General features: G+C 66.5%; 21 protein-coding genes. 7 read left to right on the forward strand and 14 right to left on the reverse strand.

From position 1 onward, the window contains the following. Positions 1-17 precede the first annotated feature (17 nt). Positions 18-1,088, reverse strand: a complete 1,071-nt coding sequence (locus AC5Y4H_RS00395; protein ID WP_499977590.1) for an ATP-dependent DNA ligase — start codon at positions 1,086-1,088, stop codon at positions 18-20. 26 nt (positions 1,089-1,114) lie between these two features. Here AC5Y4H_RS00395 and ligD point away from each other — a divergent pair, with 26 nt between their 5' ends. Together ligD and AC5Y4H_RS00405 are read left to right on the forward strand one after the other, a co-directional pair. Beyond that, complete coding sequence (gene ligD, locus AC5Y4H_RS00400; protein ID WP_499977592.1) at positions 1,115-2,146, forward strand: non-homologous end-joining DNA ligase; 1,032 nt, start codon at positions 1,115-1,117, stop codon at positions 2,144-2,146. Between the two features lie 34 nt (positions 2,147-2,180). Continuing rightward, the gene (locus AC5Y4H_RS00405) at positions 2,181-4,187 is read left to right on the forward strand and encodes a glycoside hydrolase family 172 protein (RefSeq protein WP_499978089.1); all 2,007 of its coding nucleotides are present in this window, start codon (positions 2,181-2,183) and stop codon (positions 4,185-4,187) included. On the opposite strand, the gene AC5Y4H_RS00410 is transcribed toward AC5Y4H_RS00405, so the two are convergent. After that, entirely contained in the window at positions 4,128-4,958 is an 831-nt protein-coding gene (locus tag AC5Y4H_RS00410) for a rhomboid-like protein (protein ID WP_499977594.1), read from the reverse strand. The genes AC5Y4H_RS00405 and AC5Y4H_RS00410 overlap by 60 nt on opposite strands. A 366-nt stretch (positions 4,959-5,324) precedes the next feature. Here AC5Y4H_RS00410 and AC5Y4H_RS00415 point away from each other — a divergent pair, with 366 nt between their 5' ends. Beyond that, entirely contained in the window at positions 5,325-6,527 is a 1,203-nt protein-coding gene (locus tag AC5Y4H_RS00415; RefSeq protein ID WP_499977595.1) for a cytochrome P450, read from the forward strand. A 6-nt stretch (positions 6,528-6,533) separates the two neighbouring features. Here the strand turns inward: AC5Y4H_RS00415 and AC5Y4H_RS00420 are convergent, their stop codons facing one another. The 3 genes from AC5Y4H_RS00420 to AC5Y4H_RS00430 all read right to left on the reverse strand — a co-directional run bounded on the left by AC5Y4H_RS00420 (position 6,534) and on the right by AC5Y4H_RS00430 (position 8,119). Further along, positions 6,534-7,271, reverse strand: a complete 738-nt coding sequence (locus tag AC5Y4H_RS00420) for an alpha/beta fold hydrolase (protein WP_499977597.1) — start codon at positions 7,269-7,271, stop codon at positions 6,534-6,536. Between the two features lie 83 nt (positions 7,272-7,354). Next, positions 7,355-7,921 (reverse strand): TetR/AcrR family transcriptional regulator, encoded by a 567-nt coding sequence (locus AC5Y4H_RS00425; protein ID WP_499978091.1) that lies wholly within the window; start codon positions 7,919-7,921, stop codon positions 7,355-7,357. A gap of 60 nt (positions 7,922-7,981) precedes the next feature. After that, a complete protein-coding gene (locus tag AC5Y4H_RS00430; RefSeq protein ID WP_499977599.1) occupies positions 7,982-8,119 on the reverse strand; it encodes a hypothetical protein in 138 nt (45 codons plus the stop codon). Between the two features lie 469 nt (positions 8,120-8,588). On the opposite strand from AC5Y4H_RS00430, the gene AC5Y4H_RS00435 reads away from it, so the two are divergent. Beyond that, positions 8,589-8,978, forward strand: coding sequence for a PPOX class F420-dependent oxidoreductase (locus AC5Y4H_RS00435; RefSeq protein WP_499977601.1), 390 nt, complete (start codon positions 8,589-8,591; stop codon positions 8,976-8,978). 12 nt (positions 8,979-8,990) lie between these two features. Here the strand turns inward: AC5Y4H_RS00435 and AC5Y4H_RS00440 are convergent, their stop codons facing one another. Genes AC5Y4H_RS00440 through AC5Y4H_RS00450 form a run of 3 tightly spaced genes read right to left on the reverse strand, consistent with a single transcriptional unit; the run spans position 8,991 to position 10,896 of the window. Next, positions 8,991-9,977, reverse strand: a complete 987-nt coding sequence (locus tag AC5Y4H_RS00440) for an SDR family NAD(P)-dependent oxidoreductase (protein ID WP_499977604.1) — start codon at positions 9,975-9,977, stop codon at positions 8,991-8,993. A gap of 26 nt (positions 9,978-10,003) precedes the next feature. Beyond that, on the reverse strand, positions 10,004-10,723 hold the full coding sequence (locus AC5Y4H_RS00445) for a cutinase family protein (RefSeq protein ID WP_499977608.1): 720 nt from the start codon (positions 10,721-10,723) through the stop codon (positions 10,004-10,006). After that, positions 10,723-10,896: a CsbD family protein gene (locus AC5Y4H_RS00450; RefSeq protein ID WP_499977610.1), complete on the reverse strand. Its 174-nt coding sequence runs from the start codon at positions 10,894-10,896 to the stop codon at positions 10,723-10,725. Before AC5Y4H_RS00450 ends, AC5Y4H_RS00445 begins: the two co-directional genes overlap by 1 nt. 59 nt (positions 10,897-10,955) lie before the next feature. On the opposite strand from AC5Y4H_RS00450, the gene AC5Y4H_RS00455 reads away from it, so the two are divergent. Together AC5Y4H_RS00455 and lipL are read left to right on the forward strand one after the other, a co-directional pair. Next, positions 10,956-11,108 carry a hypothetical protein gene (locus AC5Y4H_RS00455; protein ID WP_499978133.1) on the forward strand — a complete coding sequence of 51 codons (153 nt, stop codon included), beginning with the start codon at positions 10,956-10,958 and terminating at the stop codon, positions 11,106-11,108. Between the two features lie 39 nt (positions 11,109-11,147). Further along, a complete protein-coding gene (gene lipL / locus AC5Y4H_RS00460) occupies positions 11,148-12,422 on the forward strand; it encodes an esterase/beta-lactamase LipL (RefSeq protein WP_499977612.1) in 1,275 nt (424 codons plus the stop codon). Here the strand turns inward: lipL and AC5Y4H_RS00465 are convergent. The 4 genes from AC5Y4H_RS00465 to AC5Y4H_RS00480 are packed head-to-tail and all read right to left on the reverse strand — an operon-like array spanning position 12,417 to position 16,182. Further along, the gene (locus tag AC5Y4H_RS00465) at positions 12,417-12,569 is read right to left on the reverse strand and encodes a cutinase family protein (RefSeq protein ID WP_499978093.1); all 153 of its coding nucleotides are present in this window, start codon (positions 12,567-12,569) and stop codon (positions 12,417-12,419) included. The two genes, lipL and AC5Y4H_RS00465, sit on opposite strands and share 6 nt — an antisense overlap. Before the next feature lie 42 nt (positions 12,570-12,611). Further along, positions 12,612-13,679: an NAD(P)H-dependent amine dehydrogenase family protein gene (locus AC5Y4H_RS00470; protein ID WP_499977614.1), complete on the reverse strand. Its 1,068-nt coding sequence runs from the start codon at positions 13,677-13,679 to the stop codon at positions 12,612-12,614. 38 nt (positions 13,680-13,717) lie between these two features. Next, positions 13,718-14,857 carry a hypothetical protein gene (locus AC5Y4H_RS00475; protein WP_499977616.1) on the reverse strand — a complete coding sequence of 380 codons (1,140 nt, stop codon included), beginning with the start codon at positions 14,855-14,857 and terminating at the stop codon, positions 13,718-13,720. After that, positions 14,854-16,182, reverse strand: a complete 1,329-nt coding sequence (locus AC5Y4H_RS00480) for a hypothetical protein (RefSeq protein ID WP_499977618.1) — start codon at positions 16,180-16,182, stop codon at positions 14,854-14,856. Before AC5Y4H_RS00480 ends, AC5Y4H_RS00475 begins: the two co-directional genes overlap by 4 nt. A gap of 44 nt (positions 16,183-16,226) precedes the next feature. Here AC5Y4H_RS00480 and AC5Y4H_RS00485 point away from each other — a divergent pair, with 44 nt between their 5' ends. Continuing rightward, positions 16,227-16,565 (forward strand): hypothetical protein, encoded by a 339-nt coding sequence (locus AC5Y4H_RS00485; protein WP_499977621.1) that lies wholly within the window; start codon positions 16,227-16,229, stop codon positions 16,563-16,565. A 3-nt stretch (positions 16,566-16,568) separates the two neighbouring features. On the opposite strand, the gene AC5Y4H_RS00490 is transcribed toward AC5Y4H_RS00485, so the two are convergent. Together AC5Y4H_RS00490 and AC5Y4H_RS00495 are read right to left on the reverse strand one after the other, a co-directional pair. Continuing rightward, the gene (locus AC5Y4H_RS00490; protein WP_499977622.1) at positions 16,569-17,954 is read right to left on the reverse strand and encodes a CHAT domain-containing protein; all 1,386 of its coding nucleotides are present in this window, start codon (positions 17,952-17,954) and stop codon (positions 16,569-16,571) included. After that, the gene (locus AC5Y4H_RS00495) at positions 17,951-19,663 is read right to left on the reverse strand and encodes a hypothetical protein (RefSeq protein ID WP_499977625.1); all 1,713 of its coding nucleotides are present in this window, start codon (positions 19,661-19,663) and stop codon (positions 17,951-17,953) included. Before AC5Y4H_RS00495 ends, AC5Y4H_RS00490 begins: the two co-directional genes overlap by 4 nt. Positions 19,664-19,736 lie beyond the last annotated feature (73 nt).

The raw sequence follows: 19,736 nt of genomic DNA on the forward strand, positions 1-19,736 counted from the left end.
CGGGAAGGGGGGCCGGTCTAGCCCGAACCGAGTCCCGGCACGATCTCGCCGAGGCTGAAGGTCACCGGCTGTTCGAGCTGCTCGTAGGTGCACGAGCGCGGTTCGCGGTCCGGACGCCACCGATTGAACTGCGCGGTATGACGAAACCGCCGGCCCTCCATGTGGTCGTAGCGGACCTCGACCACTCGCTCGGGCCTCAGCGGTACGAAAGACAGATCCTTGCCTGCGTTCCAGCGCGAGAACTCGTTCTTGCGAGGAGTGCGCTCGCCGGCTTCATGCGCGGCCCAATTCCACGGGTGATCATCGAAATCGGTTACGAGCGGCTGTAGTTCGTCGAACAGCCGCCGACGCTCGGCCATGCGAAACGCGCCGATCACCCCGACCGACGCGAGCTGGCCATCATCCTGATAGAGGCCGAGCAACAACGAACCGATGGCGCCGGCGCCGGACTTGTGCACCCGATAGCCGGCGACCACGCAGTCGGCGGTCCGCTCGTGCTTGATCTTGAACATGACCCGCTTATCCGGTTGGTACGTGATGTCCAGCGGCTTGGCAATCACGCCGTCGAGTCCGGCGCCCTCGAATTCGTCGAACCAGCGCTGCGCGGTGTTGAGATCGGTCGTCGCCGGTGTGGCATGGATCGAGGGCCCCGAGGCCGCCAAGGCGTCGACCAGGGCGGCGCGCCGCTCGCTGAAGGGGCGTCGCGTGTAGTCGTCCTCGCCGAGGGCGAGCAAATCGAACGCGATGAAGGAGGCCGGCGTCGTCTTGGCGAGCATCTGCACCCGCGAGTCGGCCGGATGGATGCGTTGTTGCAGCGCCTCGAAATCCAGCCCGTTCCCGGTGGCGATGACGATTTCACCGTCGATCACGCAGCGCTCGGGCAGCTCGGCCCTGACCGCGGCGACCAGCTCCGGGAAATAGCGCGTCATCGGCCGTTCGTTTCGGCTGCCCAGCTCGACCTGGTCGCGGTCGCGGAAACAGATCGACCTGAAGCCGTCCCACTTGGGCTCATAGGACGCGTCAGGGGGAATCGAGCGCACCGATTTGGCCAGCATCGGCGACACCGGCGGCATGACAGGGAGGTCCATAGCCTGATTGTGCTGGAATCGGAGGTATGGCTGCTGCAGAAGAGCTCGACGTCGACGGCATTGCGGTGCGCCTGACCAATCCGGACAAGGTCTATTTCCCCAAACTCGGGTCGCAGGGCACCAAGCGACACCTGGTGGAGTACTACCGTGCCGTCGCGGGCGGTCCGATGCTCGACGCGCTGCGCGACCGGCCCACCCACCTGCAGCGCTTCCCGGACGGCATCGACGGCGAGGAGATCTACCAGAAGCGGATCCCGCAGCACCACCCCGACTACCTACAGACGTGCCGGGTGACCTTCCCGTCTGGGCGAACGGCCGACGCGTTGAAGGTGACCCATCCGGCGGCGGTCGTGTGGGCCGCACAGATGGGCACGGTCACCTTGCACCCGTGGCAGGTGCGCTGCCCGGATACCGACCATCCCGACGAACTGCGCATCGACCTGGACCCGCAGCCCGGCGTCGCCTTCGAGCAGGCGCGCACCGTCGCGGTCGACGTGCTGCGGCCGTTGCTCGACGAACTCGGTCTCGTGGGATACCCGAAGACCTCGGGTGGGCGCGGGATCCACGTCTTTCTGCGGATCGCCAGCAACTGGGACTTCATCGAGGTGCGCCGCGCCGGCATCGCCCTGGCCCGCGAAGTCGAGCGCCGCGCACCCGACGCCGTCACCACGTCGTGGTGGAAAGAAGAACGGGGCGAGCGCATCTTCATCGACTTCAACCAGAACGCGCGGGACCGCACGATGGCGTCGGCGTATTCGGTGCGGCGCACCCCGATCGCGACGGTATCGATGCCACTGAGGTGGGAGGAGCTGGCCGACGCCGAGCCGGACGACTACACCATGGCAACCGTGCCCGCTCTGGTCAACGATCGAGAGGACCCTTGGGCCGCAATGGATGACGCGGTCCAATCGATCGCTTCCTTGTTGGAGATGGCGGACGCCGACGAAGAGCGCGGTCTTGGGGACATGCCGTATCCGCCGAACTACCCGAAGATGCCCGGCGAACCGAAACGGGTGCAGCCCAGCAAGGATCGAGATCTTAAAGCCAAGAAGGACTAACCGGATGCCTGCAGCGGCGCGGGCTTGTTCCGCGCTGTTCGCGCTGCTGCTGTTGCCGATCTCCGGTGCGGGTGTGTCCGGTGCGGAGCCGATGACACCCGAGACTGCCGGCGAAAGGATGATCGGCTGGGACACCTACCGACGGTTGGACCGGCTGCCCTATCTGAACCCGGGTTCGCAGACCCTGCAGGTGTCGAGCTTCGATCGCAGTGGTGGCGATTTCGACATCTCCACCGGCAATCGCAACGGCAGTGGGGGGTGCCTGGCACCGGGGGGTGCGGGCTGCGTCATCGCGGAGGATCACGGTGCGGGAGAGATTGATTCGATCTGGCTGACCCGCGACGGCGGCAACGTTCGTGCCCTCGGCAACATCCGCATCGAGCTGGACGGGCAAGCCTTGGTGGACACTCCATTGCAATCGCTGGTCGACGGCGACTCAGGGGCTCCGTTCGTGTGGCCTCTGGTGGCCAACGCCGCTCAATCGCCCGGAGGCGATTACATCAAGGTGCCGATGCCGTATCGGCGGTCGATGCGGGTCAGCGTCACATCCCATTTGGAGTATTACCACGTCGATTATCGCCAGTTTCCCGATGCCAAGGGGATAAATACGTTCTCGCCATCCGATCCGGCGTCCGATGTGCTGGATACGCTGCGGTCCGCCGGCGCGGTTGACCCTAAACCGGCGGCAACCAGTGCCGCACACGCCAATCGGGTCATCGATCTCCCTGCCGGCACCGGGCAGACCATCGCGGAATCGACCGGATCGGCCAGCATCTCGGTGCTGAGGCTGCGGCTGCCCGAACCGGCCGCTCAACAGTTGACCGGATTGCGGCTGCAGATCGAGTTCGACGGCAGGACCATGGTCGACTCCCCGCTCGGGGAATTCTTCGGCGCCGGACTGGGCGCCAATCCCGTGCGATCGCTGATGTTCGCGACCAGTCCAGCGCCCGACGGGTCGTTGGTGTTATCCGATTGGTGGCCAATGCCTTTCGCGGAGTCGGCCCGCGTCACACTCGTCAACGCAGGCGCCAACCCGGTGACGGGGATAGACAGCGACGTCGTCACCACACCCGACGCCCAGTGGGCGCCCGCGCTGACCAGTGGCCGCGCTGGTTACTTCACCGCGCGCTCACACGCCGGACCGACGACCCCCGGCCAGGACTGGGTGTTCGCCGACGAACGCGGACACGGCAAATTCGTGGGCGTCAGCCAAACCATCCACGGCTACCGAAGCAAGACGGCGTTCAGTGACGACGCTCCCTATTTTCTCGAGGGCGCCGAACGGGTCTACACCGACGGAGCCGCGTCCCCGCAGTGGTACGGAACCGGCACCGAGGACCTCTACGAAGGCGGCTGGTACTTCAAGAACGGCACCCATTTCAGCGACCCGCTCAACGGCCAACCCGATCAACGCACGGCCACGGGCGGATGCGCAGACTACTGCGTCTCCGTCTACCGGATCATGCTGCCCGACGCGATCAGCTATCACTCCGCGATCCGGTTCGGCATCGAGCACGGCAAGAGGAACATGGTCCAACCCGACTACAGCTCAACGGCATTCCTCTACACACAGCCGGACGCCGTTGTCACCGGCGCAGACGACGTCAGGCCCACCGATCCGATCAATCGAGTCCTACACGTCTACAACGATTCCGACGCAACCGATCAGCTGCTGGTCAGCGAATACGAGGGCACCCAGGACACCCTGCCCGTCGTCGGCTCGGTGCGCACCGCCCAAGGAGCGATCACGTTTCATGTCCAGATCGATCCGGACAACCACGGCATCCTGTTGCGCCGAACGTCGGATCAGGCGACCGGCTTCCAATCGGCCGACGTCGCGGTCGACGGTGTGGCGACCGGGAACTGGCTGCAGCCGCGCAGCAACACCTTTCACCGGTGGCTGGACGACACCTACCTGGTGCCGCCGTCGGTCACCGCGGGCAAGGCGCAGGTGACGGTCACCTTGACGCCCACCGCCGACTCACCGCCCTGGACCGCCAGCCGTTACCACGTCGACACACTGACGGGGCCCTCTGACTAGCGAGCGATTGCCGGCCACTCCGATGAGCGCGCCGGCCAGCCCGCCGGCTGGTGCCAGCAGCGAAGGCCCGGCGAGCATGAGATAGCCGAACGTGACACCGACCACGAGCAGGGCCTGGTGCAACGGCGTCCATGCGGCGACCGGGCGCATTCGGTAAGACAGGCCCATGCCGAGCAGCAACGCCACCACGTGGCCGACTGCGGTGAAGTCCGCGCCCGCGGCCGCCACCACCGCGGTCCCCAGCCACGACCCCGCCCAGACCCCTCGCCAGCGCGCCGGGACCGCCGCCGTGAACGCGCCGAGCACGCACATCGCGCCGTAGCTGATTCCCACGTCACTGGCGCGCGCGACCGACACCGGTAGCAACCCCGTTTCGATGGCGGCGACCAGCCCGACCGCGACGATCAAGGTGGCGCCGATGTGGCCGACGGCGAAGGTCAGGAGCAATCCCCGGCCGCACCACATGAGTTCGCCCAGGGCCAGGAGGCAGGCAAGCCCGGGCAGCCATAGGAACAGGTCACCGCCGTCGTTGACGAATGCGCTCCCGATCAAAGTGCCCAGATGTCCACGCCCGAGATTGTGGACGTTGGTGCTCATTCGGCTTACGGCGACCTCGTGCGCATGCGGACCGAGCGCCGCAAGGATGAGATAGACGGCGAGCAGAATGACCGCATACGTGGCCGTCACGCGAATCGATGCAGCGCCGGGGACAGCACGCAGCGGCGCCTGGCTCCAACGCAGGGCGCCGTCACGGGTGGCGGCGGGTGTCATGGGTCAACGGTGCAGGTTCGGCGGGCGGTGTGCCTCGTTCTTAACGAAGCCTTCACACCCGTGCCGCAAATCTTCACGGAGTTGACGACCTTGTGACGTCCCCTTAAAGAGAGGTGATCGCGGCAATCGCCTCGTCGGCGGTCACGATGGACGAGGCGTAATTGGGCATGTTCACCTCGAGAGCGGCGTGGTCTTGACGGACTCGTCGCGATGCTGCTAAACATGGCCTGCGTCGCACTTTTGGGCGATCGCCCAAAGTCGAGGGGTGGAGGATTCCATGGACCGGATGGACGGCAAGGACGCCGACGCCGTCGGCGTCGCGCTGCCGGTGGATGCCGGCAGCCGCCTGAAGTAAGGACAGCATCGATGACCGTCACCAACGACACCGACGTCTACTACGATCCCTACGACGTCAGCATCAATGCCGACCCCTACCCGGTCTACGCGCGGCTGCGCGAAGAGGCGCCGATCTACTACAACGAACGCTACGACTTCTGGGCGCTGTCAAGGCATGCCGACGTCGAACACGGACTGGCTAACTGGGAGACGTTCTCTAACAGGCGAAGTGACATCCTCGAGCTCGTCCAGTCGAAATTCGACATGCCCGGCGGCGTCATGATGTTTCAGGACCCTCCGGAACACTCCAGGCTGCGCGGACTGATGTCGCGGGTGTTCACCCCCCGCCGGATGGCCGCCCTCGAGGACCAGATCCGGCAATACTGCATACGCTGCCTGGATCCGCTGGTCGGTTCCGGCGGATTCGACATCATCGCCGAACTGGCCTCGATGATGCCGATGCGCGTGATCGGCATGCTGCTGGGAATCCCGGAATCCGAACAGATCTCGGTGCGCGATGCCAATGACGCCAACCTGCGCACCAAGCCGGGTGCGCCCTTGAAGGTCGCTAACGCCGACTCCATCGCCGACGGCCGGATCTATGCCGACTACGTCGACTGGCGCTCCAAAAACCATTCCGATGACCTGATGACGACGCTGCTCAACGTCGAATTCGACGACGAGAATGGGGTGCATCGCAAGCTCACTCGCAAAGAGGTGCTGCACTACACGCAGGTGGTCGCAGGTGCGGGCAACGAGACCACCGGCCGGCTGATCGGCTGGCTGGCCAAGGTGCTCGCCGAGCACCCCGACCAGCGTCGCGAAGTTCACCAGGACAGGTCACTGTTGACCCGCACCATCGACGAGACATTGCGATTCGAACCCACCGGTCCACACGTTGCACGTTGGATGGCAAAAGATTTCGAGTGCTACGGCACGAGGGTCCCGGCCGGCAGCGCGATGCTGCTGCTGTTCGGCGCGGCCAATCGCGATCACCGTCGCTACACCGATCCGGACACCTACAACATCCGTCGTGACAACATCTCGCACATCACATTCGGGAAAGGTGTGCACTACTGCCTGGGCGCCAACCTCGCTCGCCTCGAGGGCCGCGTCGCGCTCGACGAGATGCTCAACCGGTGGCCCGAATGGGACATCGATTACGACACTGCGCAATTGGCGTCGACGTCGACCGTGCGCGGCTGGGAGCGGCTGCGGGTCGTGTTGCCCTGAGGAGGGCTACGCGTAGAGACGGCAGCGCCCGACGAGGATATCTGCCAGCCGTTGCGGCTCGCTGACCATGACCATGTGGCAAGTGTCGATCTCAACGAGTGTCTGTACACCGCCGAGTGCTTCGATGTTCCTTCGTTGCAGTTTCGGCGCGATCGCACGATCGTCCAGTGTCAGAATCCAGGTGCGAGGAATGTCAGCGGGCATTCCTCGCCAAGACACATTCTCCGTGAGCATGCGGAGTGATTCTGGATAGAGCTTGCCGCGCATGAAGTGGCGTCGGTTCGGCGGAACCCCGTTCAGGTACGCGAATCTGGCTAACAAGCTTGGTGTTTGACGCGGCACACCTCTCTTCGCAAAGCGTCGAGCGATTCTTGCCAGTAGCCACGGTAAGCTGTCCACGAGCGTCGCCCCTTCGGGCGGCAGGAACGAAGCGGCGAAGATCAGCTCGCGAACCCTGGCCGTACCCAGCTTGCTTGCCATTCCGGGTAGCGTCATGCCGCCGATCGAGTGGCCAACGATGATGATGTCGGTCAGTCCTGCGCTCCCGATGTCGCCGACGAGCGAATCGACGCAGTCGGCGATCGACATCGTCCGCAAGTTCCCCGGTTTGCCCCGCCGTCCAGGCATGTCGAGGGCAAGCACGGTCAAGTCCGGTGCCAACCGATGGATCTCATGGGCGGTGAGCTCCCAGGAATCGGCCGCGAGCCCGCCGCCGTGAACAAGAACCAAAGCGGGCAGTGCCATGGCTGGCCTCCTTGAGCGCCCGCAGCTCCCGAGCGCAGGATCGCATCGTAAAGCTCGCAACGATGCGGCGCGTGAGATTCGAACTACTTCGCGCCGCGGCCCCGGCGCGCTTTGGGCTCGGGCATTTCAAACCGGTCCAGGAGCCGGTTGACCAAGGCGATGGCGGCGTCGTGACCCCCCGAGGATCCCAGCCCTTCTTCCAAGATCAAGGTGCGGCCGATGGAGGCGATGAAGACCGCGATGGCCGCGGGCGGGAACTCGTCGGTGTCGATGTCGTGCTCGCGGATGATGAAGTTCAGCGCGGTGATCTGTTGCTCGCGCCACCGGTCCGACCACGCGGCAATCTCCGTGCGAATCTCCTTGCGGTGGTTGGCAAGTCCCATGAACTCCAGCAGCAGCCGGGTGTCCTTGGGCTCGATGAGGGTATCCCAGAAGGCGTGCAACGGCCGGTCCGACGCCAGCGCCTGTTGCTGGCGCTCCAGGTACATTGCCGCGCCGCGGCGGAAGACGGCCAGATACAGGGCGTCCATCGTGGGGAAGTAGTAGTGCACCAGCGCCGGTTTGACGCCGGCCTTGGTGGCAACCCGGCGCGACGTGGCGGCGGCGTAGCCCTCCTCGAGCATGACCTGACTCGTCGCGGCCACCAGCATGTCGCGCGTCGTCGAGTCACGCGCCCTCGGTCGTTCGGATGCCGTCACAGTGTGGTCCTATCACACGGCCGGTTCGGCGACCATCTCGGAGAACCCGGCGCCGAAATCCGGGATGCGCTTCTGCGTGAACATGTTGACGGCGTGCGAAACCGGGATCGTGGAATCGCGGTACTCGCTGTATCTGGTTCGCTTCGCCATTGGCCGTCTCATTCCGCGAGAAACGATTAACCTACCGATTTGAGCGATCGCCCAAGCAGGGTAGCTGTCATGCTGACACCTCCGGTCGCGGTGGTCAATGCGCACCGCCCGTGCAGGCGGGCTGCCACGGGCGCGAAGGATTCGATCTGCGACTGCTGCGCCGCGACGTAGTTGACGCCCTTGGTTTCTCGGCGCCACTGCACGCTCGAGCGGAACCAAGGCCACACCGGCACCTCGCACTTGACCGCAGGCGAGGCGGGTGTGGGTGTGTGAAGCCTATTTGGGCGGTCGCCCCGAACGGCCGGGGTCGCGCTGGCGTGAAGAATCGACTGGATGTGGACGACAATTACCCGGTCAGGCAATCCATTTCAGCTCCGACGTCATAAACTGCGCCGTTACGGCCCACGTTTAAGTTTCTTAACTATTGGGGATAGGGTTGTGGCAATCCATTCATAGATAGGGAACGCGCGTGGCCGCCAGCTTCATGGACGTTATCCAGTCCAAGTACTTGCTGTTGACGACATTCACCAAGGATGGGCGTCCCAAGCCGACACCGATCTGGGGCGTCCCCGACGGTGACGACACGCTGTTGGTGATCACCGACGACGGTTCGTGGAAAACCAAGCGGATCAACAACACTCCCAGGGTGACGATCGCCAAGAGCGGGGCGCTGGGCAAGCCCAAGAGCGACGAGGTCGAAGCCGTCGCCCGGGTGCTACCGAAGTCCGAGACGCAACGCGTCTACAACGCCGTCCTCAAGCGGTACTGGTATCACGCGCCGTGGTTCTACGTGCACTCGATCGTCCGCGGCGGCATCGACAAGGTGCACGTCGGCCTGGAAATCAAGCCTGCCGGCTGAGGCGCACCGAGGCTAGCCGCCTTCGGCGCGCATGGCCTCGAAGGTGTCCGCCACCGTTGCCTTGGGATCCCGATAGGTGACGCCGAGGTCCCGTTCACTCGGGGAATCGTCGGACGCCGGCATCTGCGTGTAGTACTGCATTCCCGCCCAGGTGAACGGCGTGTCGAAGGGCAGGAAACGGTTCGCCCGATCCAGCACCGCGCCGGCAACTCGCAGCGCCGTGTCGGGGATCGGGACAGCGACCATCGGCGTCCCGGCGACCTCGCCGATCAGGCTTGCGAGGTCGGCTGCGGGCACCCGGTGACCACCGGCGGTGTAGCGGCGCGGCCCGCGCCCGGGCTCGATCAACGCCGCGTGGAGCGCGGCCAGATCACGCACGTCGACGATCAGCCACGCGGCGCTGCGGCCGGGAATCGCGTGCATCTGCACGGCCGCCCGCACACCCTCGCCGGCCTCACCGAATTGGTCGCCGACCGGCGGGCCGAGCACCATGCCGGGGTAGGTGATGTTGACCGGCGCACCTGCATCCTGCAGGCCCCGGGCATAGATCTCGACCTGCGCCTTGGATGTTCCGTATCCATCCGCCCCGCCCACCACCGGCAGGTCCGCAGTCAGCGTGTCCAGGTCCGGATGGAACAGCGCGGTGAAGCTGGACACGTGGACGATGGGATCCAGGCCGAGTTCGACGGACTGGCCCAGCACATTCTGCGCGCCCTGCATGTTGGTGGCGAGCATCTCCGGGGTCTGGCGCGGATCGGTCGCGACCAGCGCGGCACTATGCACGACGGCGTCGCATCCCTGCAACGCCGCGCGCACCGCGACGCGGTCGGTGATGTCGGCGACGGCGAAATCCGACACGTCGACACCCAGCTTGGCGACGGTGGTCTGCAGTTTGTCGGGGTTGCGGACCAGGAATCGCACGGAGTGCCCCGCATCCGAAAGGGCCTTGGCGGTCCAGCCGCCGACAAAACCGGTACCACCCGTGATCAGAACCCGCATGGGCTCATTCTGCAAGACCGCAAAACCTATAGGTGGCTGGAGGCGAAGTTGGCGGCTTGGTTGGTCATGCCGTTAACCGGATACGACGTGTGCGCGGCGAAGTCGTTGGTGTCGGCGGTGCCGCAGATCGGGTCGCCCTGCGCGCACAATTCGAGCGTCTTGGGCTGATACAGCGGCCCGATGGCCAGGGGCGGGGCGTGGTACTTCTGCAGGAACTGACCCGATGGCGTGCCGAACAAAGTCACGGCGGCGACGTGCTTCGCGACGTCCGGCGGCATCGGCGGGGGCACCGCGGAGGCGGGCACGCCAGGGGGCACCGCGGCCGAGGTGGTGTAGCCCGCTAGCGCGGCGCCCTGCGAGTAGCCGCCGAGCACCTCTTTGGTGTTGGGGCAATTCGCCGCCATCGACTCGATGTGCGAGCTGGCGTCCCGGATGCCGTCGATGACCGTCACCGGGAAATCAGGGCTCGAAAAGTCGGTGCTGGCAGGGTAATTGACGGGGTACACGGTCAGTGATTTGCCGCCGACCTGCGAGCGTAACGCGTCGACGAACGGCTGCCCGATCCCGCCGACGCCGGGCGCTTCGCCGGATCCCCGGGCGAATACGACTTCGACGTCGGGACACGTCTCGGCCGCCGACGGAATGCGCGCGCTCGAAATTGCACCGGTCATGGCCGCCGCCACCGGCAGCGCGGATATGGCCAGCCGGCGCGCCGACACGGCGGCCAGTACCTTGCGTATTTTCATTACTTTTTGAAGGCGTCCTTCACCTTTTCGCCGGCATCCTTCAGGCTCGACTTCGCCTGGTCCGCCCTGCCCTCGTCCCTGGTGTCGTGGTCTCCGGTCGCCTTACCGATGGCTTCCTTGGCTCGGCCCCCGAGGTCCTCGATCTTGTTCTTCACTTTGTCTTCGTTGCTCATGGCGTGCTGGCTACCCGTCAACTGGAGTTATTGAAACCCCGCCCTGTCATCATGGATGTGTGAGCACCGCAATAGTGGTGGCGGTAGTGGTGGTGTTGATGCTGCTCGGGATCGGCATGGTGGTCAACCAGCTGCTGCGGCTGAGGCGGTATCTGAGGGACTCGCCCACCGAGCAAGCACCCGGTTTGAAACCCGAGCCGCCGGAAGGCTGATAGCTTCACACTCGTGAACGCTCGAGGCGTCGCGACGCGGTGACGCCGTCGACCCTGCTGGGCACCGACGCTGGCTTGCCACGCGGCGTGTCCGGTGCTGCCGACCCGCGTTTCGCCAGCGCCATCAGGGTGTTCTCCCAGCTGTTTCCCGGTCGCCGCTTCGGCGGGGGAGCGCTGAGCGTCTACGTCGGCGGGATTCCCGTCGTGGACGTCTGGACCGGCTGGTCGGACCGGGCCGGAACCCAGCGCTGGACCGCGAACACCGGCGCCATGGTGTTCTCGGCGACCAAGGGCGTCGCCTCGACGGTAATCCACCGGCTCGCCGACCGCGGCCTGCTGTCCTATGACGCGCCCGTCGCCGAATACTGGCCAGAGTTCGCCGCAAACGGGAAGGCCGAGATCACGGTTCGCGACGTTCTGCGGCACCGTTCCGGGTTGTCGCACCTGCGCGGCGTCACCAAGACGGAGCTGATGGACCACCTGCTCATGGAAGAGCGGCTGGCCGCGGCGCCGGTCGACCACCTGCGCGGTGTGCAGGCTTATCACGCGCTCACCTATGGGTGGCTGCTGTCCGGCCTCGCCAGGGCGGTGACCGGCAAGGGCATGCGTGAGCTGATCCGCCAGGAGGTGGCCCGCCCGCTCAACACCGACGGGCTGCACCTGGGCCGCCCACCGGAAGGCTCACCGACTACGCCTGCCCAAATCTTGATACCGCAGGGCAGGCTGCGCGCACCGGTGTTCAACTTCATCGCACCGCGGGTGGCCGGTCTGCCATTCTCCGGCGCGCTGGGCGCGATGTATTTCCCCGGCGTCATCTCCCTGATCAAGGGCGACACCCCGTTCCTGGACGGTGAGATTCCCGCGGCCAACGGCGTGGTCACCGCCCGTGCGCTCGCCAAGATGTTCGGCGCCCTGGCCAATGACGGCCGCATCGACGGAAAGAAGTTCCTGTCCGAGGACCTGGCGCACGGACTGGCCGGGCAGACGCGCCGCAAGTGGCCCGACGCGAACATGGTGGTGCCCATGCCTTTTCACTTGGGCTACCACGAATCGCCGGTTCCCGGTTTACTCCGCGGTTTCGGTCACGTCGGTCTGGGCGGAACGCTCGGCTGGGCCGACCCCGACACCGGCAGCTCCTTCGGGTTCATCCACAACCGACTGCTGACGCCGCTGCTGTTCGACATGGGATCCTTTGCGGGCCTTGCCCGTCCGCTGCGAAATGCCATCGAGTCGGTCCGTGACCAAGGCCCGCTCCCGGTGCCGTCGCTGGGCGCCCGCTACGCCAAACCCGCTCGGCGGCGGGCCGCTCTATAACCGTCCGGCGACGAGGGTAGCGGCCTCGCCCGTCAATCCCGACTGGACATACGAGCCGTGCGCCCTCAGATTGCCGCCGGGGGACGAGCATGCCGGATCGCCCTCGGCGCACATGTCAATGGTCTTGGCGGCATACGGCGGGCCGATCGGCGAAAAGACGACGCCGGTGAAATTGACTGCGGCGCGCGCTCACCGCCCAATGCTGACATACGCGTTGCCGCGCGGCAGTGTCAGCGGAAGATCGGCGTAGGTGGCGATTCCGGGCGCCGCGGCGACGATGGCGGCGATTCCGTTGATGGCGGGTACGGCGGTCATGATGTGCCCGAGGTCCATGAATTCCTCAAGCGTGGTGGCCTCGAAGTACGGCGGCGGCAGAAAGCCGACCTTGGTGGTGACCGTCGGTTGCCCGTCGATTTGAATGACCCAGCCGTCCTGCTCGATCTTCCAGTCGGGTTCCAGGGTCTGCCCCTTTTTCCACCGAACGTTGAGGTCGATCAGCGTCTTGCCGTTGACGATCCCCTGCCAGCTGATGTAGGTCCCCGCAACGTGTCCCGCGGGGATGGTCCAGGAAGCCATCACGAGGTCCTCGGTGGTCTGGGCGAACTCGGCGACGCAGCGCACCTCGTCGAGTTCGACGCCGAGCGCGTCGCCCACCAGCCGGACGGCCTCGCCGAAGATCGCGGTGCCCTTCGCGGCCATGGCCTGCAGGTCGGGGTGGTCGATCGGCTGCCCGAAGCCGACCGGCTTCTCCGTCTCCGGCGAGTCGTAGAAGGTGGTGTCGGCGGCCTCGTTGACGGTGACCTTGTCGATCCGGTTGCAAACCATGCCCGACACGATGGCCAACAGCTCGGCGAAGCCCGGGCTGACACCCGACCCGAAGATGGTGGAACCGCCTTTCTCGCAGGCCTCCAAGATGCGGTCGCGGCCGTCGCCGAGGTTGTGTCCCGTGATGAACGAGGCCGTGGTCACCACGTTGACCCCCGCGGACAGGATGCGGACCAGTTCGTCGACGTTGATCCACATCGGGTTGTAAACCACACAGTCCGGCTTGAGCGCCAGCAGCTCGTCGATGTCGTTGGTGGCTGCGATGCCGAGCGGCGGGAGCCCGACGAGTTCGCCGGCGTCGCGCCCGGCTTTCTCCGGCGACCAGGCGTAGCAGCCGACCAATTCCAAGGTGGGGTTGGTGACGATCGATTTCAGCGAGCTCTTGCCGACGTTGCCGGTGTTCCACTGAACAACGCGATAGGTGTTTGGCACTCGCTCAGCATAGGGAATGAGCGGGGTTCTTAGTAGGCCTAATAGGCAGATTCCGCGGCCAACCTTTCGGCCAGGAAGGCGTCGCGTGGCGGCAGGTTTTGCCGCGCCCGCGCCCACCGCCGGACCCTTTCCCGTACCTCGGCGGATTCCGCTACTCCGGCGCCGACCACCACTGATGTCACCGACCAATCGTGGTCCCACGCCGCCGACTCCGTCAGGGCGCGCGACTGGGAGTCTTTCAGTGGAAGGGCGGCGCGCCCGGTCGCGTCCATGGCGCCGCTGCCGTCGATGGCCGCCGAGCGCACCCGCACGGCGATACCCTTTGCCGGGTCCGGGCCGATGACCGCCGCCTGCACGATTGCGACGACCGCAGCGCCGCTGGCCTCGATGCTCCAGTGGACGGTGTTCTCGCCGGCGTCGAAGATCGCGGGGGGAACCCCGCTCCAGGCGATGGACGCGACGCCCCGGGTTATCACGCCCGCACCGCGCGGACCCGCGCCGGCGCCGGCGGCCAGCGCGTAATCGTCGCGACGATCGCTCGGCGGTGCCAGGCCCAGACCCGCATCATCAACGGCCGCAATCAATTCGGACCACTGATCGCCGTCCGCACCGAATTCTTCGGCGAGCCCGACGCCCGCGCGTACCAGGTCGACGATGCGTGAATCACCGCTGCGGACATGGCTTATCAGCGCGGCTGCGTGCGGCTGGAGCAGCTGCGCCACGTCGGAGTCCAGCGTGTCGTCGGCGAAGAAGCTCTGCGCCCCGGCGGTCAGCAACGCAACCTCGGTATCGAGCAGGGCGCGGTCCAGGCCGACGATGCCGTCCTGCCTGCTGGCCGGCCACCACCGGCGCAGCCAATGCCCGGTGGCCAGCCTGTGTAGCGGGGCGACCGAGCCCGGCGCCAGGTCGACGCCGGAGAGCTCGATGCTGTGCGGGTGGCCGTCCGCGTCGCTCACGGCCGACACCAGCGCGACATGTCCGGCCTCGCCGAAGATCCGCCACAACCAGTCCGCGCGTGACACATCGGTGAACGTGATGTGCGGCGCCGCATCATCGGGGCCGTCCACCGTCCACGACAGCACCGCGCCGCTGATTTCCAGCAGTGCAACCAGCGGTGTCGCCGCGGCGGCGCCGGCGGGACCGGTGCTCCAAAGCCCGGATTCGGCAACCAATCTCATCCGGCCACCTGCAATTCCAGCATCGCCTTGATTCGTTGCCGGTGGTCGAGGCTCACCGAGCGCGCCACCCCGTCGAGCAGTGCCCGCACGTCATCGACGTCGGCACATGGTTCCTGCCACACGTCACGCCCGTGCAGCCGCGCCCACAGCCGGCTCAGGTACGGCTGCGGGTAGGCGGCCAGGTCGTCGACAACTTGCCGTTGGCGCGGATGAATCGGTCCGTTCTCGGCCAGATAGCGCCGGGCGTGCAACACATAGGCCTCCTTGCGAAGCCGCGCCTGGATCTGGGTCGCCAGGTCATAGCGGCAGGAAGCGGACGGGTCCAGCGGGGCCAGCTGCACCGCGACCTCGATGCCGGCCACCAACGTCGCTTGTTTGTCTTCGGCCAGCAGGCCCCACGGCGCGCAGGACCGGTCGACTTCTTCCTCGCACAGCAAGGGGATTTCGGGCAAAGCGTCACGGTCCAAGGCGCGGCGCAGGGTCGCGCGCACCCGGTCCACGACGCTGCGGTCCAGCGGGCGGTCGCCATCCGTGTTCTGGGTAATCGCTGGAGGATGCTGCGGCGCAATCGAACTCAAACCCAGCTCAACGATCGACCACGGCAGCTTAGTGATGTCGGTGCGGGCCAGGGCGCCCATGTTGTACGGGGTGAGGTCGGCGATCATCGCCGACCAGACGCGCTGACGCGCCACCGCGACGCCATGGCTGCGGGCCGGCCCCAGCACCGTGTCGAGTTCGGCCCGGAACGTGTCGATGACGACATCGCCCGCCCGCACGTCGCGCCAACTGCGCTCCAGCTGCTCTGCCAGCGTGGCAACGACCTCGGCATCTGCCACGTAGCGATGCAGGACCTCGATTGCGGTGCGATCGCGATCCCGGTGGATGTCGCCGAGCACCGCCGCCGCCGTCTCGTAATCCTGCGGTGCCGGTGGGCCTTTCGTGACGGCGAGCTCGAAGCAGACCGGAAAGTACAGTTCCTGAGCGTTCCCGGTGCGAATTCGCCGCCGGCGGCGCTCCAATTTGAGCGCCTCGAACCAGGCTGCGGCCGAGCGTAATTCGGCACCGCTGCCGACGATGAGGTCGTGCATGGCCGCAGCGGTCTCGCGCGTCACCACCGGGGCCGAATACGCCGGGTTGGACCGCAGCCGCAACACCAGCGGGTCGATGATGCGTTTGACGGTCCGACTCAGCGGGCCTCCGTCGTCGGCGCTGAACACCTCCACGCCCGGACCGATGGCGCGCCACGCCGCCTCGATCACCAACCGTCGGGGATGGCCCACCTCCTCACCTCCCACGGCGGTCGCTACCTGCGGATCGGCGCTCATCAGCACAGAATAGGGCCATCGCAAAGTTTGCGGCAGCCATAAAGTTGGGTTCGGTAGCCGGTGTTCGGCACGACCCTGATCGCATGAACAAGCTGTCGCTGCCGGCCGGATGGCTCAGGCCCCGCCGCCGCCGGAATGCCGGAAACCGTACCGTCGGGGTCGGCACCGTGCGAAAGGTCAATCGTCAGGCCTTCATCGAGGTGGTGGCCGTCTCGGGGGAGACGTTCACCGGCAAGCTGGCGCGATGCGACGGTGGTCTCGACCTCTCCGTGCTACGGCCCGGTCTGCTCGTGCTGGTGGCGTTCGATCCGACCGCACGCAAGGAACTTTCGCTGCCGGACGATGTGCTTGCCGTCCACGCGGCCTGGGTGGCCTCGCTGTGAGGGCTAACGGGCCCCGTCAACCGCAAACGTGACCAGGGCGGCCCAGTACAGCGGGTTGGCTTTGACCTCCCCGTCGCGCCAGCGCCGCATCTGTTCACGCTGCCAACGATTCACCGCGGAGCCGGCCTCCTGCGCGGCATCGTGCGAGGTGTCCACCGCGGCCACCAGATCGGCCATCGGATCGGCCGGCTCCGAGTTTGGCGCGGCGAACGACTCGCTGAATTGCCGATACGCTGCCGTCGTCGGCAGCGACCACAAGGTGGCGGTCACCAACTGCGCGCCGTTGAGGATCATTGCCGCCACTAAACCGGTCGCCTCGTCGAATTGATAGTCGCCCCCCGATCCGCACGCCAGCAGCGCCACGCGCGGCGGCATCGGCAACTGAAGGACCATCAGATCCGAGGCGGTCAGTGGGCGGTGATCGCCGATTGCGTTGGCATCCCCGGGGATATCCGCGGTATCGGCCAGGTGAAGGGCCGCCCGGTCCGCCCGTGACCCGCCGTCGTGTTGGTTGTCCGCCGAACTTGCGTGACCGACATAGAGCAGCCGGCAAGGGGTTTGCGCCAGCAGCTCGGCCAGCCACGCGCGATCGGCATCCTGGCGACGGAACAGGTCGACCACGGTGTCGACATGCGGCAGCACGGGTCGCCGTTCGAGAAGTTCGGCGAAGTGTTGCGCCACGGGCGTGTGTGGCGAGGGCCTGCCCAGCACCGAGCCGAGCGCGGAGTCCGGCCGTTGTCCGGGCACCCGGGGGTCGAGTACCAGCAGCGGTGGCCGGTCGAGCCGCGCGTCCCACCCAGCGGGCGTTCGCGGCGAGTGCACGATATTGGGCGGCACCGCCATCAGCACGTCGACCAACTCCATCAGCCGATGGCCGTCGGTCAACTCGTCGATATTGTCCAGCTGCCAAGGTATTTGGGCCGCGGCGCGGCCGCTCGCGGTGATCGCCTCCTGGCGCGCACGCACCAGCTCCTCTTTGCTCGGGACCGATTTAGGAATCGCCAACAGTCCCCAGGGCACCCTGGCCAGCCGTGCGCTGGGCGAGACGAACAGCACCGCGCGGGGCGAGCTCATGCATTCGGCCAATAGCTGCCATCCGGGCGTGCCGATCAGCAACGTGCCGAGGATGTACGCCACGGCGAGTTCGGTGTCGGGCTTGGCGAATGGTCCGGTGGTCAGCGCGCGCTCGATGGCTTCATGCCGGGTTTCGGTTCCGTGTGGCTCCGGAAGGGCAGCGGTGAGCTCCTGCAGCGCGGCCAGCAGCAGCGGCTCTTCCAGCACCCACGTGACGGTTCGCGACGGCTGGCCGACGATCTGCAGGCTGGCGTAGGTCGCGATCCCGAGATCGGCGTATCGCAGCATCAGCGTCAGCCGATCGGGCTCACTCATGGCCACGTGGACCAGGCAGGCTCGGCCGCGGTGACGTCACGCCCATAGCGCTGCGATGCCAGGGCACGATAGTGGCTCAGGATCGGCGCGGCCCCGGGTTGCATCTGCAACGGCGGCAATGGTCCCAGCCTGGTCAACGACGCGCCGCCCCCCGCGGATGGGCCGGCGGCGGACAGCGCGACGGGCTCCGCGTCGACGTCGACGGGCACCGACGCGATGGCCGTCGAGGCCCATTCGCCGATTCGCGGTCGTTGCAATCCCTCGAAAGTCCCTCGCGCGCTGTGGTATTCGACGAGCTCACTGATCAGCGCGGTGTTCTCCCATTCCCAGGCCACGGCGAAGGCACCCGCCAGGATGGGCGCCGAAATGCCGGTGGCCCAGCGGGCCCTGGCGTCGGCGTCGGCGATCGAATACCGCACCGAATCGACCGCCAGGGCGGCCGGCACCTTGAGCTCGGCCGCCTGCTCGAGCTTGGCCATCCCGCGCCAGTACTCTGGGGTGCCGACCTCGCCGCGCAGAATGCCGAGCCCCTCGGCCTGACGTGCCTCCGTTTCCTCCAGCGTCTCGTCGGGATCACCCGAGCTGTCGAAACCGAGATCGGCCAAAGCATCCGCGCGCCAGACCGTTCCGAGATGATTGTCGAGTTGCGCGTACTGCAGCCAGCTGCTGCGCGGTGAGGAGTCAAGCAGCTCCCGCGCCTGCGCGATGAGCTCGACAGCGTCGGAGAAGTGGCTCCAGAAGATAGCAATCCAGCTGCGCTGCAACAGGATACGGTGCAGATGCAGCGGTTTTCCCAATTCGCGCCAGTGCCGCTCGGCGTGCTCCCAGCATTCGTCGGCGGCCTCCAGTGCGCCGGCTCCCAGTCGGGTGAGTCCCATGTACAGCCAGCACCGGGCGACCTCATGGGCCCGGTCATGGCGGGCGATGACGGGATAGGCCTGGTTCACCAGTTCTTCGGTGCCGGCATGGTCGTTGGCCGCCCAGCGCGCGGCGGCGCGTTCCAATCGTGCTCTGGCCGTTGCCAGTTCCCAGCCATTGGTCTGCGCCCGCGCTTCGGCGCGACGCAGCCACGGCTCGGCTTCTGGCAACCGGCCGGTTTCCACACAGAACCTGCCGTACCCGGTCGCGGCGGTGACCCACACGTAGTCGGCCCGCTCATCGCCACCGCTGGTGTGCTCAAGGCTGTCAAAGGCGCTTTCCCACAATGGAGCTGATCGCACATGCAGGTCGTCGTCGCACAACGCGGTGGCGCACAGGACGTAGGCCTGGGCGCACAGGTGGCGGTGTTCGTCGGCCAGGTCACCGGGTGCGGAGCAGGAGTCGTTGTCGCACAAGGACGCCAGTTGCTCCGCCGCGTCATCGTGGTCGCCCAGCGCCGCGGCCAGGCCGGTCTGCAAGAGCTGGGCGCGCCGCGAGTATCGGGAGATCAACCGCGTGGTATCGGAAAGCCGCACCCGTTCATCGCCGGCAGCCATGCCGGCGTAGATCGCCACGCAATCCCGGATGCGGCGGACGGATTCGCGGACCCCGTCGTAGGCCCCGCGTGCGAGGTAGATCTCGCCAAGCTGTGCAAGGGCTTCCAGCATCAGGTCGTCGCGGTCGTCCCGCTCGATTCGCGGAATCAGTGAGAGCAGCAGATCGCGCGCACCGGTCTCGTCGGCGGCGAGCGCCAGACGGCGCGCCTTACCCAATTCGTCCGGGATCGACACGGCTGCATCATAAGTCCGGGGGCGGTGTCTGGTTGGCCAAACCGCGAACGGCGGACGCGTGAGTGAGGCACGT

The sequence above is a fragment of the Mycobacterium sp. NGS58 genome, assembly GCF_059812385.1.